This is a genomic window from Paenibacillus marinisediminis, assembly GCF_054343325.1.
The window spans coordinates 38,793-53,651 of record NZ_JBTGUH010000014.1; the positions used below are offsets into that span (position 1 = coordinate 38,793).

Annotated in this window: 14 protein-coding genes; 13 read left to right on the top strand and 1 reads right to left on the bottom strand. The window is 48.3% G+C overall.

Going from position 1 to position 14,859, the window contains the following annotated elements; genetic code table 11:
• Positions 1-20: 20 nt before the first annotated feature.
• The 8 genes from ACXX53_RS20750 to ACXX53_RS20785 all read left to right on the top strand — a co-directional run bounded on the left by ACXX53_RS20750 (position 21) and on the right by ACXX53_RS20785 (position 7,387).
• A complete protein-coding gene (locus ACXX53_RS20750; RefSeq protein ID WP_458570597.1) occupies positions 21-1,007 on the top strand; it encodes a gluconeogenesis factor YvcK family protein in 987 nt (328 codons plus the stop codon).
• Positions 1,008-1,011: 4 nt separating this feature from the next.
• On the top strand, positions 1,012-1,944 hold the full coding sequence (gene whiA / locus ACXX53_RS20755; RefSeq protein WP_458570598.1) for a DNA-binding protein WhiA: 933 nt from the start codon (positions 1,012-1,014) through the stop codon (positions 1,942-1,944).
• Positions 1,945-2,063: 119 nt separating this feature from the next.
• On the top strand, positions 2,064-2,330 hold the full coding sequence (locus ACXX53_RS20760) for an HPr family phosphocarrier protein (protein ID WP_458570599.1): 267 nt from the start codon (positions 2,064-2,066) through the stop codon (positions 2,328-2,330).
• Positions 2,331-2,712: 382 nt separating this feature from the next.
• On the top strand, positions 2,713-2,913 hold the full coding sequence (locus ACXX53_RS20765) for a cold-shock protein (RefSeq protein ID WP_458570600.1): 201 nt from the start codon (positions 2,713-2,715) through the stop codon (positions 2,911-2,913).
• Positions 2,914-3,081: 168 nt separating this feature from the next.
• On the top strand, positions 3,082-4,068 hold the full coding sequence (locus ACXX53_RS20770) for a helix-turn-helix transcriptional regulator (RefSeq protein WP_458570601.1): 987 nt from the start codon (positions 3,082-3,084) through the stop codon (positions 4,066-4,068).
• Positions 4,069-4,098: 30 nt separating this feature from the next.
• Entirely contained in the window at positions 4,099-4,773 is a 675-nt protein-coding gene (locus tag ACXX53_RS20775) for an AlkZ-related protein (RefSeq protein ID WP_458570602.1), read from the top strand.
• A gap of 163 nt (positions 4,774-4,936) precedes the next feature.
• Positions 4,937-5,437, top strand: coding sequence for an RNA polymerase sigma factor (locus ACXX53_RS20780; protein ID WP_458570603.1), 501 nt, complete (start codon positions 4,937-4,939; stop codon positions 5,435-5,437).
• Positions 5,438-5,440: 3 nt separating this feature from the next.
• Positions 5,441-7,387 carry a hypothetical protein gene (locus ACXX53_RS20785; protein WP_458570604.1) on the top strand — a complete coding sequence of 649 codons (1,947 nt, stop codon included), beginning with the start codon at positions 5,441-5,443 and terminating at the stop codon, positions 7,385-7,387.
• Between the two features lie 871 nt (positions 7,388-8,258).
• On the opposite strand, the gene ACXX53_RS20790 is transcribed toward ACXX53_RS20785, so the two are convergent.
• Positions 8,259-9,416 carry an acyltransferase gene (locus ACXX53_RS20790; protein WP_458570605.1) on the bottom strand — a complete coding sequence of 386 codons (1,158 nt, stop codon included), beginning with the start codon at positions 9,414-9,416 and terminating at the stop codon, positions 8,259-8,261.
• A 340-nt stretch (positions 9,417-9,756) separates the two neighbouring features.
• Between ACXX53_RS20790 and ACXX53_RS20795 the strand changes: the two genes are divergently transcribed.
• From ACXX53_RS20795 to ACXX53_RS20815, 5 genes are all read left to right on the top strand, one after another.
• Entirely contained in the window at positions 9,757-10,512 is a 756-nt protein-coding gene (locus ACXX53_RS20795) for an SIMPL domain-containing protein (protein WP_458570606.1), read from the top strand.
• A 332-nt stretch (positions 10,513-10,844) separates the two neighbouring features.
• On the top strand, positions 10,845-11,816 hold the full coding sequence (locus ACXX53_RS20800) for an ABC transporter ATP-binding protein (RefSeq protein ID WP_458570631.1): 972 nt from the start codon (positions 10,845-10,847) through the stop codon (positions 11,814-11,816).
• Entirely contained in the window at positions 11,813-12,667 is an 855-nt protein-coding gene (locus ACXX53_RS20805) for an ABC transporter permease (RefSeq protein ID WP_458570607.1), read from the top strand. Before ACXX53_RS20800 ends, ACXX53_RS20805 begins: the two co-directional genes overlap by 4 nt.
• On the top strand, positions 12,664-13,479 hold the full coding sequence (locus ACXX53_RS20810; protein WP_458570608.1) for an ABC transporter permease: 816 nt from the start codon (positions 12,664-12,666) through the stop codon (positions 13,477-13,479). The genes ACXX53_RS20805 and ACXX53_RS20810 overlap by 4 nt, the downstream gene beginning before the upstream one ends.
• Before the next feature lie 33 nt (positions 13,480-13,512).
• The gene (locus ACXX53_RS20815; protein WP_458570609.1) at positions 13,513-14,553 is read left to right on the top strand and encodes an ABC transporter substrate-binding protein; all 1,041 of its coding nucleotides are present in this window, start codon (positions 13,513-13,515) and stop codon (positions 14,551-14,553) included.
• The last annotated feature ends 306 nt before the right edge of the window (positions 14,554-14,859 follow it).

Here is a 14,859-nt window from a genome sequence, read left to right on the forward strand (position 1 = left end):
TGAGAGGATTTGAGGACCCCATGGCACGTAAAATGAAAGATATGGAGCGTCCGCGCATCGTAGTTATGGGAGGCGGCACCGGATTGTCGGTGATGCTGCGCGGCTTGAAAGAGAAGCCGCTGGATATTACCGCAATTGTGACGGTTGCGGATGACGGAGGCAGCTCTGGCATTCTTCGCAATGAATTGCAGATGCCGCCCCCTGGCGACATTCGCAGCGTGCTGACAGCGCTAGCTGACGTAGAGCCCTCACTCTCTGAAATGCTCAAATATCGTTTTCAGTCCGGTACAGGTTTGGCGGGCCACAGCTTAGGCAATCTGATTTTAGCGGCAATGACCGACATCACGGGAGATTTCGTCTCGGGTATACGCGAATTGAGCCGAGTACTAGCGGTTAGAGGACGTGTGTTGCCGGCTGCTGATCAAGCGGTTGTGCTGAAAGCCGAAATGATTGACGGTACGATTGTAACTGGGGAATCCAATATTCCCAAGTATGGGAAACGTATTAAGCGAGTATTCATGGAACCGAGTGATGTGGAGGCTTTGCCGGAGGCTGTAGAGGCTTTGCGTGAAGCGGACGCAATTCTGATCGGTCCTGGGAGCTTATATACGAGCATTATTCCTACTCTGCTGGTGAAAGAACTGGCGGACGCAGTAGTGCAATCGAATGCGGTTAAGCTATTTGTATGCAATGTAATGACCCAACCTGGGGAAACCGATAATTATTCAGTTGGGGACCATCTGGATGCTATACATCTTCATATAGGCCATCAGTTGTTTGACTATGTCATTGTGAATGATGGTGAGATCCCGCCTCAAGTACAAGATAAGTATGCGGAAAAGGGTGCTAAAGCGGTACATCTGGATCTTGAAGAGGTAACGAACCGGGGGTACAAGGTTATAGCTGATTCATTGGTGCTATTCCGTACGTATCTTCGTCATGACGCAGATAAATTAAGTCATCATATCTACCACCTGGTAGAGGATTGGATGTTACGAAAGAGGTGAGGACATGTCTTTTGCGGCACAAACGAAAAAAGAATTAACGATGATCGAATCGGACTCGTGCTGTGAAAAGGCAGAAATGTCTGCGCTTCTGCGGATGAACGGATCGGTGCAGCTCTCCTCGAACCGCAAAGTGATCTTAGACGTTTCGACGGAGAATGCCGCTATTGCTCGCCGCATGTATACACTGGTGAAAAAGTATTTTCAAGTTCACACGGAATTGCTGGTACGGAAGAAGATGCGATTGAAGAAGAACAATGTGTATATCGTGCGCATACCTAACTCTGTACAAGAAGTACTAAGCGAGCTTCACATCGTGTCAGAAGGTTTTTTGTTCACGGATGGAATAGAACCAGCTTCGATCGCTAATAATTGCTGTAAGCGCGCTTATTTGCGTGGAGCATTTCTGGCTGGAGGGTCTGTTAATAACCCCGAAGGGTCTTCTTACCATCTGGAGATCTCCTCGATGTATGAGGAGCACTGCAAGGCACTTGTCGACCTTGCGAATGAGTTCGATCTGAACGCGCGTTTTATAGAACGCAAGAAAGGCTTTGTGTTCTATATTAAGGAAGGCGAGAAAATTATTGAGTTTCTCAATATTATCGGCGCCCACCAGGCACTGTTTAAATTCGAAGATGTCCGCATCATGCGCGACATGCGCAACTCCGTGAATAGAATCGTTAACTGCGAAACGGCCAACCTCAATAAAACGATTGGGGCTGCGGTTAGACAGATTGATAATATAAAGCTGATTGAGAAAGAGCTCGGGCTGGACAGTCTGCCCGATAAGCTTAGGGAAGTAGCGCAGATTCGACTTGCCCATCCTGATATGAACCTGAAGGAAGTGGGCGAGATGCTCGCAGGAAAAGTGAGCAAATCGGGTGTAAACCATCGTCTGCGCAAGCTAGATGAGCTGGCGGAGAGAATTCGGAACACCTGATACTTTTCTGCTAGTTTAAAATAGGTTATAATGCTATAATGTGATAAAATGAACCTAAACGACGTATTATATGGTATCACCGATGAATAAATGGATTAAATATAGGGGGTATGATTCGCATGGCTCAACAAGAAGTTGTCGTACGTCTGAAGACAGGTCTGCATGCTCGTCCAGCAGCACTGTTCGTTCAAGAGGCAAACAAATATTCCTCGGATATCTTCGTGGAGAAGGAAGATAAGAAGGTAAACGCGAAGAGCATTATGGGAATTATGAGTCTCGCAATCAGCTCAGGAACGTCTATTGCAATAACTGCTGAAGGTGCGGACGCAGATCAGGCTGTAAGCGCTTTAGTAACGCTGGTCAGCAAGGAAGAACTGGAAAACTAATTTACCGCATACTTACGGGGCACTCGGCCCGCGAAGATGTTATCAAAGGGACCCTTCCCAGGGTTCCTTTTTACAATATGCATCACAGCTATTGGCGATAATTTGAAATCGTATTCATGAAAATGGAAGCGGTTTGCTAATAATGTGAGCATGTGCTAATATAAACTTGGTTCGATTTACACGTTTTATAAGATTTTTAAATTATTTCTCTTGTGTTTCAGCTTTATATTTGGTATGGTTAACTCAACATTAAATGAAACCTTGATTCACATATTGAAAAGGGTAATCATTAGTGCTATGGAACCTTTTTCAATATGTGAATTTTTATTTTGTTTAATGAAATAAGAACAAACATGTAAAACATTATTTGGAGGTAACACACATGCAAACAGGTACAGTTAAATGGTTCAACGCTGACAAAGGATTCGGCTTCATCGAAGTTGAAGGCGGCAACGATGTATTCGTACATTTCTCCGCAATCACTGGCGACGGATTCAAAACTTTGGACGAAGGCCAACGCGTTGAGTTCAATATCGTACAAGGCAACCGCGGCCCACAAGCTGAGAACGTTGTTAAACTGTAATTAAAACACCTTGGTGTTAAAAAGTTGTCCCGCTTATGCGGGACAACTTTTTTTTGTGCCCTTTTGTATGTATACATAGACCTCAATTGTCGGATTAGTTGGTGACATATAAGCTGTCACCAATAGCATGGTATACTGCACGTATAACGAGTAAATAGAGGTGCAGTGATGAAACGCGGCGATCGCTTGACGGCAATTGTTATGGCGCTCCAGCAGCGCGCGGAGACGGCGGCTTCTCTCGCCGCTAAGCTTGAGGTATCGAAGCGCACGATCATGCGGGACATGCAGGCGCTGAGCGAGATGGGTGTCCCGCTGTACGCTGTCAGCGGGCCATCAGGCGGCTATCGCCTGATGGAGGGGTATAAGCTGCCTCCGCTCGGTTTAACGGAAGCGGAGGCGCTTACAGTGCTTGTCGCGTTGGATGGCATGACGCGACTGGCAGACACACCGTTCAATACGGAACGGTGGACGGTCATTGACAAGGTCAGGCACGGATTGTCGCCTGACCTGCAGCTCCAGCTCGAGCCGCTGCTCAGCAAGCTGGAGCTGTCCATACCCGCGCGCCGCTACCGCACTCCGCATCTGATGCAAATGCTGGAGGCGGCGGCCGAGGGGCGCGCGCTGCGCGTGCGGTACCGTTCGCAGCGGCACGAACGGTCGCTGCTGCTTCTGCCAGAGCGGCTGCATAGCGCGCACGGCTTCTGGTATTGCGAGGCGTACTCGCCTGAGCATGGCGAGGTACGCACGTTCCGCGTCGATCGTTGCGACGCGGTGGAGGGTGCGAGCGGTCCGGATGAGGACCGCGTCAAGAGCGAGGCCGCGCATTGGCGGGACGAGCAGCGGCTGCAGGCGGCGTCCGGCGCAGGGCGTGCCGCGCCGGAGGGGATACACATTCGCGCGCGACTGAATTATCGCGGCATGCTGCGGGTCGAGCAGGACGAGCATATTGGCGAGTCGCTCTGTCAGCTCAGCGACGAACTGTGGGAGGCGGACTTTGAACTGCCAGCCTCGGAGTATGAGTGGGTTGTACGCTTCATGTACGGCTTAGGGACGGATGCTGAGGTGTTAGAGCCTGCGGCGCTGCGTGAAGCTGTACGAGACATGGCGAGACGGGTTGTGGAGCAATACAGCAATGAATCGGATACTAAACACTGATATTCATTAATCTGGGAGGTTGGCTCAGGCATGAATCAATTGATCCAAACTTATGATGAAGCAGTAGACGTAGTTAAGAAGATGGGAATACTGCCGCTTACCCCGCTTATTCCGAATTATCCATCGCTGGAGGGCGTAACGCCGAAGGAGCAGTGGTATACGGATTCCGACCAAGATCCTTGGCGTTGGCGTGTGAGATTCGCGGGGGATGGCCATGCCGCGTACGGCAAGTTTATCAAAAAGAAGTCGGTGTTGATCTCGCGCGAGGTGCTTCCTTGGGTGTATGCGTTGCTAAGCCCAAGCGGAACGATCGAGCAGCGATATGCGAATGGCTTGCTGTCCAAGGAAGCAAAAGAGCTGTACGCCATTATCGCAGATGAGCCTGGGATTGAGACGAGAGCGCTGCGAGCTGCAGCAGGTATGAAGGCGAAGGAGAAGAAGGGCGACTTCGATAAGGCGCTACAGGAGCTGCAGGGGCATATGGATATCGTCATATCTGGTGTGAAGGAGCGGCGCAATGCTGCGGGAGAAATGAACGGCTGGCGCAGCACCTCCTATGAGCCGACGCAGATATGGATGCAGGGAGCAGGGGTTGCTATTGAGCCGATCTCTCGTGATGAAGCAAGCTCGAAGCTCAAGGAGCATCTGACGAGGGTCAGTTCTGAAGAGGCGACGAACGTGTTTGCGAAGATATTTGCTTTATAATCGGAAATAAGTGGTTATATAAAAGGGAGGCCGAAGTGCCTCCCTTTTAGCTGTTTTTAGTAACTTTATGCTCATATGGACTTTAATCGCAAATGTGCGGCTTATGGTGATACATTTTCCAAGATAAATCGTTTAATGGGGTGAAGGGAGAGGGAGGGAACCTATGAGATCGTTCCTGGAGTTGTACGATGATTATTATGATGACGTATATCGATATGTGCGCTTTCGGGTCGGGGATGTCTGGGATACGGACGATATCGTGAGTGATATATTTCGGAAGTCGTTTGAGTCTGCTCGGAAACAGGGCGGAACGGTTCCTGAGTACGATCGGGCCTGGCTGTTCACGATTGCCCGCAATCGCATCATCGATCATTATCGCCAGAGGAAGGATGTTCCTTATGGACAAGATCCGGAAGCAGCGGGTTATGAGCATATCCCTGAGTTATGTGCGGAGACGGGCGTGGCTCATGAGTGTTTGCAGAAGGCGTTAGTGGCGCTCCCACCTGAGGATCGAGAGTGTGTTCAGATGAAGTACATGCTTGATCTATCCTATGAAGAAATCAGCAGAATCACTGGGAAGGACGGCTCGTGGCTGCGAACGCGCATGCAGCGGGTGCGGAGGAAGCTGTCAATCTGGATCGAGAAATGCTTGGGGGAGGTGTGAGCGATGGAGAAACAACCGGATATCGAGAAGCAGTTGCGGGAGCTGCATCTGAAGATTCCTGTCAATGGCAAGCTGAAGGCTGAGCTGAGAAACGAATGGGTACAGGGCATGGAACGTGATGAGCAAGGTGAGGCGCAGACAGCCAGGGCACGATGGACGCGGTCGAGAATGTGGCGTTATGGCTTGAGTGCCGCGATGCTCGTGCTCGTGACAGCAGCAGTCGTGCTGTGGACCAGCAGTGAGGTAGCCACGCAGCGAGTGTTTGCGGCTGATCTGAAGGTGACACCGGTATTTGACACCATTCAGCAGCTTGGTCTAGATCCGGCCTCATCCGCCGTGGCGGCTGGCGATGTATTGTATGTGTCTGTTCCTCAGGAGGGTATCTATAAGCAGGAGGGGTTAAGTGTTGAATTAATCGTGCCAGGCGTTGATATTAATTCGCTGACGACATCCCCGAATGGTAAGGAGTTAGCCTATGTGAAGGCGGGGGGATTGTATGTATATAATCTTGTTGAGCGAGAAGAGCGGCAGATAGGTGCTTCACGGGACTATATAGGAGAGCTTGCATGGTCTCCAAGCAACAGCAGGCTGTTGGCTGTTAGAGGGCGGTCTGTTAGTGCTAATGCTGATGTTGTTACTCATGAGATCTGGGAGATTGATGCCGCATCTGGTGAAGAGCGGTTCCTAGTTGAGGGCAGTCACCCTGCGTACAAAGGCAATGCGGATAGTATCCTTTATGAGCGTGAAGGCAGCATATATGCATGGGATGTGAAATCAGAGCAATCGACGTTTTTTACGGAAGGTACACAGCCGGTAGTTTCATCTGACGGTAAATATGTTCTGTATGTGCTCGAAGAGGGAGATTTACGTATGCAGAATTTGTGGGTGGCTGATATCGATCTGCAGACGCGGCAAAGATTGAGTAGCAACTTCAGCTTACCAGTGAGTAATGATTGGTCGTGGGACGATGTTGATCAGTTTGCGGATGAACCACAGCGACCGTATTTCACAGTGGAAAATGTGACATGGAGTGCGGACGGCAAAGACATTATCTATTTCCAAGCTGCGTATGCTGATCCTAGCCGTCGTCAGATGGTCCATCTGACGCTTGGTGACCATAAGCCGACTCCTCAGGATACGGTGTCGCATATGGCGGAGGCGCTTATCTACCGGGATGAGGCGTTGGCGCATCAGTATTTTAGCTTCAATCCGGGGTATATGAAAGGCACATCCCCTCGTCAAGTTGATTATCGAATCCATAAGGTCGAGATGGAAACGAACGGTCGGGCTGTGATTGAAGCGGATATGATGTACTCGTATCAGTATCCCTATTACAGAGTGGCGAGCAAACGATTTGTTCTATCCCGAGATCCAGATCGAGGTTATTTAATTGATGAGATGGAGGAGATATCCTCAATTGCCATGTCTCCGTGGGATGAAGGAGATATTTATATAGATGAGGACGGAAAAAAGGGCAGTTTAGTGTTGGCTCTGAACGATGTTCCTGTAGACGAAGGCTGGAGTAACAAGGAATTCACGCAGCTGCTCTATGATACGTCCGATCAAGGGGAAGCTCTCTGGTTTATGATAAAGCAGGAAGTAACTGCAGGAGAGCGGTTGCGTCTGATGAAGGCGGATCTAAAGCAAGGGACGTTTGAAGCTTATGGATGGATTGACGGCGCGCTGCATTCTAATGTGCTTTATCGTGATTCGGTTAGCGGTTATGCTGCCGCTGTAGTGCAGTTGGCGGATGGCAGCGACGATATTGTGCTCATCTCGACGACTGATGCTAACGCGCCAATCTTGACTATGCGTGAGATGCTTCAAGGTGAGCAGCCGAGCGAGCTGACGATCCGTCTGTTCAAGGAAGGCAAGCTGATCTTCGCTGGCGTGGTCGGGGAGAGGGATGTATTTTACACGTACAATGTTGCTGAGCAGTCGGGTAAGTAATTTCTCGTTAACTCCACTCCTGTGAGTGGTGGCGATGAGTGCTGTGACGGAGGGGATCTGCGTTATCTCTTCCGCAGGGGTGTGGCCAGCCAGGTTGACTGGGAAAGCGACTTGGTTTTCATGATCACTAATATTGAGATTGCTGATTATATCTTTAGCCAGGTAAGTTTGTGGAGTCAGATTTTTTGGGTGCTTTTTACTGCAATTTGTGTTGAGCATACAACGATAGTCTGCTTAGCGGACACACGATCCTTTATTTTCAGTAAAAATCAACATTTCACCATGCTCGCGGACCGTGGTTCCGTTATCTGTGAACAATCGACGTAGAACTGCCCGTTTTGAAGCAAATAAGGGCTTCTGAGTCCGGTAAACTTCAAATGTTCTGTTTTTTTGTGAAATAGCGGCTCCTGTGTCCGATTCCTCAACGGAAGAGGCTGATGCATGAATCAGGTTACTGTTACAGTTGTGCGAAAGCGGTAATTCCCCCGTTACAGCACTCCCACAAGCACGCGCGCGGGCTGTAACGGGTAAAATCCGCGTTATCTCATCCGCGGATTGGTTCGAGCCAGCCAGATAGGCGCCGAAAGCGGTGAATACCCCGTTACAGCCCGCCCAAGAGCGCGCACGAGGGCCGTAACGGGCAAAACCCGCGTTTATCTCATCCGCCGATTGGTTCGAGCCAGCCAGATAGGCGCCGAAAGCGGTAAATCCCCTGTTACAGCCCTCCCATGAGCGCGCGCACGATGTAACAGGTAAAACCCCCGTTAACCCTTCCGCGGAGCGGGGCGCCCTACCCGGAATCATACACATAAGCGTCCGCTCACAAAAAAAGAGGGGCGCGATGCCCCTCTATACACTACCTTCGTGCAAATTATCCCGATACCACTGTAGTATCCTTAGCTGCCTTCTTAGAGGCGGCTGTTTTCGTGTTGGAGCCGAAGAGCATCCATGACCACGAGAAGCGCGACAAGAGTCCTACGATGATCCAGGAGGCTGCTAGCGCTACGACAAATCCGCCGATCACGAAGATCGGATACAGCGTAGGTGATCCCCCATGCCAAGGGAACTTGCGATAGACGAGCAGGATCACAGGATGGAGCAAGTATATCCCGAAGGATACTTCGCCCAGATGATTCAACAGGCGTGTCCAGGCTCCTTTGGCGCGACGTTGTATCAGTGAACTGATCTGAATGAGAATGAGGCATGATAACAAGCTGTGAATGTTAAACAGCGCTTCGTATCCCAGTGAGTTCATCATCCATATTCTAAGGTTGTACCAGTACCATACTTGAACATGCGCGAGCGCTATAACGAGCCAGCTGAGCCATAATACGAAGTTCCACCATTTATGAGCCTTAGTAGCGGCTGGGTTGAACAGCGATTGGAGCCAAGCCTTGCATCGATCCCAGTTGATACCTATGTAGGATCCCAACATCCAAAAGCTGATATAAGACAAGAAAATGCTGCCTTTCTGCGGTACATGCCACTCATATTTATTTATGAGAATGAACGCCCATTGAATAGCAAGACCGATAACGATACTGTACTTCACAAATGTCTTAGAACGAGCGGCCATTAGATGAAGCGGGAAGAGTATGTAAAACTGTACGAGAACAAATATGTAATATAAGTGCGCATATGCGGATCCTGTGAGCAGATCCTCGACAAGGGCGCTAAGCGTCTTCATGTTCAATTGAACACCGTCGCGCATCACCATAATCAAAGCGAAGTAGCAGAGAGAGGCGATAAAGTACGGCACGAGTATGAACTTTAAGCGCTTGCTGTAAAAAGATAAGATGTTCGAACGTTTCAGTCCTTTATCCGCATAGTTATAGAACAGGACGAATCCAGTTAAGAATATAAAGGACGGGACCGCGAATTTAGAAAAAATGTTGGCGAATACATACCCATAATACAAGCTGGAAGTCTGCATATTGGCCACAGCCTGTGACGTTGCGTGAATCATCAGAACGGCTAAAATGGCGATCGCCCTGTAGAAAGATAGATATTCTATCTTCTCTCTTCTCATGTCAATGAACAACCCCTTCTATAAGCTTAGAGCTATCTATGGTACGTAAAACAAGGATACGGCACATTAAAGTGCCAATAAGGACAAACTATGTATAAACCAGCGCCATCCTCTATCATATAACGATGAAGTAAGAATGTCGTTAAAAGTTCGACATAGACTGAGCTATAACCTGCAAAAAACTTACTTTTTTTTGAGGTATTGATCTGAGTGCAGCTGCAGAGCAAGCTTTCAGCCAATTTTTTAGCTGATGTACGCTCTAACCTGCAACATTTTCCAAATCAGGCCCGTCTAGTCAATAGTTAAAAATTCCAATCGAATTAGTATCGGAGGGGTTCACATGAATACAGGGTGGAAGCGCCCATTAGCGGCGGCAGTACTAGGTGTTGCGCTTATATTCGGAGCAACTGGCGGGTTGGGCTGGAGCCAACCTAGCGTAGTGGAAGCGGCAGGTGATAGTATGCGTAATGTAGTTTCGGTAAATGGAATCGGAAGCTTGGAGCTGGACCCAGATATAGCTTACGTGAATATGGGCGTCATGACCAATGCCGAATCGGCAAGCAAGGCACAGGAGTTGAATGCGGCTGCATTCAATAAGGTGTATAAAGTGCTGACTGAGACGTACGGCATTAACGCGAAGGATATCAAGACGACTGAATTCTCCGTTCAGCCGCAGTATCAGTACAAGGAGAATCAAGAGCCGAAGGTTGTCGGCTATAACGCTGAGCATATGATCAAGGTGAATTATCGCGACATGAAGAAACTTGGCGAGTTGGTGGACGCGGCATCCAAGGCAGGAGCTAACCGCATTAACTCCATCAGCTTTGATGTGGAAAATCAATCAGGTGCTGAGACTGCGGCGTTAGAGCAGGCTGTTCAGCATGCGAAGAAGAAGGCGGAGGCGCTTGCGAAGGCTGGAGGACGTCAACTGGGCGCGGTGATCTCCATTACGGAAACGAGCTCCGATTATCGTCCGGTGCAGATGAACTATGACATGTTGGCTGCCAAGGCGGATTTCGCTGAGATGAAGTCAGCTCCGCAAGCAGGTCAAGTGCAGCTGCAGACGAGGGTGCAGATTGATTTCGAATTGAAGTAAGAACAGGTTAATACGATAGCTCAACCTATGCTCCAATATATGAAATAAGCATGAAGGCTCCTGATGCGTCAATGTCGGGAGTCTTTTATTTTTAGCCAAAAATGCTTTAAATTAGGGGGTAATTACCCTTTAGATGGCACAAATACATGAAATTCTAACTAATTCATGTATGGATATGTCGAATTTACACAAAACTAGTTGTAAGAGCAGTCAAAACAATGTATATTGAATATGCAAAAAAATTAATGCTGGGACGAGCAAGCCATACCAATGGATATGGCTTTTTTTAATGATATTGTATGACGTTGTCTACCGACGACGGGAAGGGGTTGATGTACATGATTGGTCTGGAAAATGTGGAAAAGCATTTTGCTGGGCACCCCGTTGTTCATCCCTTGTCTTTGACAATCGATGAGGGGGAGTTTTTAACGCTGCTCGGACCGAGCGGATGCGGAAAAACGACGATACTTCGCATGATTGCTGGATTTGAACAACCAACATCGGGTATTATTCGTCTCGATGGAGAAGATGTTACCCAATTGCCGCCGAACAAGCGGAATTTGAACCTGGTGTTTCAACACTATGCATTGTTCCCGCACATGACCGTGCAGGAAAACATTCAGTTCGGTCTGAAGATGAAGAAGATTCCGGCCGCTGAACAAAAGGAACGCATCGCTGAAGCGATCCGATTGACGCAACTTACAGCGTTTGCGAATCGCTACCCGCATCAATTATCCGGCGGTCAACAGCAGCGTGTTGCGATAGCTCGCGCCATCGCAAATAAGCCGAAAGTGCTGCTCCTTGACGAGCCGCTTGGCGCACTTGATTTGCAATTGAGGAAGAACCTGCAGGCAGAGCTGAAGCAGCTTCAGCGCAGTTTGGGAATTACCTTCGTATATGTTACGCATGACCAAGAAGAAGCGATGATGATGTCTGATCGAATCGTTATTATGAATAACGGTCGTATTGAACAGGTCGGTTCTCCAAAAGTTATATATGAACGCCCGGAGACGTTGTTTGCAGCTACGTTTATCGGTGAGAACAATATCTTCCATGAAGACAAGCTATTCTCAGTTCGTCCTGAGCGGGTACGTGTGTTAACGGATATCGAGGATGCTTCAAGACGCGGTACGATTCAAGATATCGTTTATCTCGGCAATATTCATAAATTAATAGTTCATCTAGATCAAGAGCAAGTCAGCGTTACAAGCGTGCTGGACTTTACAGATACACGGGAATGGAAGATCGGTCAGCAAGTTAGACTGACCTGGGATCCTCAGGATGAGGTGACAATCGGGCTATGAAGAAGCGCACATTAGGTATTGCCTCACCTGTCCTGTTGTGGTTTAGTTTCTTCCTAGTCATCCCGATGATTGCGGTGTTTGTCATCTCCTTTATGCAGCGTGACAACTTAGGAAACATCGTGTGGAGCTTTACGCTAGACAATTATGCGCGATTCTTTGATCCGCTGTATCTCAGTATTTTCTGGGATACCATTGTGTTGTCTGTAGTTACGACAGTTTTGTGCTTATTGATCAGTTATCCGCTGGCGTATTACATTACAACAGTTGGTCCTAAGGCTCAGAAATTTTGGCTCATCGGCATAACGATCCCATTCTGGATCAATTTCCTCGTCCGTACGTATGCTTGGGTTATGATTCTGCGGACGCAAGGCTTCCTGAATAATGGATTGTTGAGCTTAGGTCTTATCGATGAACCGTTGCAATTGCTCTATACGGAGGGCGCTGTACTGCTTGGTATGGTGTACACCTTCATTCCATATATGGTGCTGCCGATCTATGTTGCCTTGGAGCAGATGGATCGTCGCCTGCTGGAAGCGGCAAGCGACCTGGGCGCGTCAAACTGGCGCTCCTTCTGGCACATCACGCTTCCTCAGACGAAGTCTGGCATTATGACGGGCTCGGTACTCGTATTCGTTACGACGACCGGGATGTTTGTCGTCACCGATATTCTCGGCGGCGCGAAGTCGCAGATGATCAGCAACGTGATTCAGAATCAGTTCTTAGGCGCGCGAGACTGGCCTTTCGGTTCTGCGTTATCGATCATCTTTGTCATCAGTTCGCTAATCATTATTGGATTATTCAACCGCGCCATGCGTTCCAAGTACGAGGCATCTAAGGAGGCGAGGTCATGAAGACAGCATCAAAACGCAAGAATCCGCTGTTATCGATTCACTCGTACCTGATGCTTGCCTTTATCTATGTTCCCATTTTCCTGGTCATTATCTTCTCATTTAATGATTCGAGAATGAGCGCGAACTGGGAAGGCTTTACTTGGCACTGGTACGGCTCGCTGTTCCAGAATGACAATGTGTTAGAAGCGCTCAGCAACAGCTTGAGCATCGGATTCACATCAACTATTATTTCGACGTTGCTTGGCACCCTGGCGGCATTGGCGCTGCGCAATATGAACAGCAAAGCGCGGGTCGGCTTCGGGGGCCTGATGTATATGCCAATCGTTGTACCTGAGATCATTATGGGCTTGTCGCTGCTGATCCTGTTCAGCCAGCTCCATGTTCCGCTAGGTAAGCTGACGGTTATGATTGCGCATGTTACGTTCAGTACATCATTCGTATATGTTATCGTATCTTCAAGGTTAGAAAATATGGGCAAGCAATTAGAGGAAGCAGCCAGCGATCTTGGAGCAACAGAGTGGCAGACCTTCCGGTATGTCACTCTGCCTTCAATCTGGCCAGGCATTGCGGCTGGAGCGTTGATTGCGTTCACGCTCTCCATTGATGATTTCATCATCAGCTTCTTCGTAGCGGGTCCGAATTCGACGACTCTGCCGATCTATATTTACAGTTCTGTGAAGCGGGGGATCTCGCCTGAGATCAACGCTCTGTGTACCATCATGATATTTGTCAGCATATTGCTGATTATTCTGGCACAGTGGCTTCTAAACCGCGGCCAGGGGAATAAGCGCAGCTCCGTGCTGCCATTCTAATACTTTATTTTTTTCTATGAGAGGGGTAGTAAATTGAACAAAAAATGGTTTGCGGTCGTATTGGCCGGATTGTTGGCACTTACTGCGCTTACGGGCTGCGGTGAGAAGAAAGAGACTCTGAACTTATATAGTTGGGTTGACAACTTCGATCAGGACATGATTAAGAAGTTCGAAGAGGAGTACAACGTCAAGGTTAACTATTCTTATTTCGCTAACAATGAAGAGTTGCTGGCTAAGATTAAGGCTGGCGGTTCGGATTATGATCTAATCCAACCTTCGGATTATATGGTTTCTAGTATGATTAAGCAGGATCTTCTTGAACCGCTTAATATGAACAATATTCCGAATTTCCAATACGTTGCAGACACATTTAAGAACCCTGCATATGATCCAGGTAATAAATACTCCATTACCTACACATCTGGCGTCACTGGCATTGCTTACAACACGAAATACGTGAAGGAAGATATCGACAGCTGGGCTGATCTGTGGGATGAAAAATATAAAGGTAAAGTGCTGCTCTTAGATGACAACCGCGAAATCATCGGCATGGCGCTGAAGAAAGCCGGAAAGTCTAACAGCTCCAACAACGATGAGGATATTCTAGCTGCTGTAGAGGATCTGAAGAAGCTTGTACCTAACGTGCTTGCGTTCGATACGGACAGCATCAAGCAGAAGATGATGCAGGAAGAGGGCTGGATCGGCACTGTATGGTCCGGTGATGCGGCATTTATCGCTGCTGAGAATCCAGATGTGAAGTTCGTTGTACCTAAAGAGGGCGCTACGATCTGGTCGGACAACTACGCGATTCCAAAGGGTGCGAAGAACAAAGACCTTGCTGAGAAGTTCATCAACTTCATGCTGGACCCAGAGAACAGCGCGAAGAACTACGAAGCGATCGGATACAGCAACCCTGTAACGGAAGCGAAGAAGTATCAAAGTGAAAAGTACAACAGCAACACGATGATTAACTTGTCTGAGGAAGAGCTTTCCCGCACGGAATGGCTCCTTGACGTAGGTGACAAGATTCAATTGTACGACCGTCTCTGGACAGAGTTGAAGAGCGGACGTTAAGCTTAAGTTATACGTGAAGCATATATGCAATCCCTTGCTTGGAGCCTGTTAATGAGGCTTTGGGCAAGGGATTTTTGTTTTTCGCTACTCGAAGCTTATTCAGTCTTTATGAAATTTTAAGGTTCAATTCAGTTTGATTTAATGTACGGGCGTTATTCTAATTATGGACCGAATGACAGATGACGATTTTCGAGGGAGGGTTGCCGCGCTAGTTCATATCCTTGAGTAGTAGGATTTGATCCGATGATCAAGGGATCCGTTTTATCTTTCTCATGGTTTACAGTTTACCCCTAGAACATATATTGA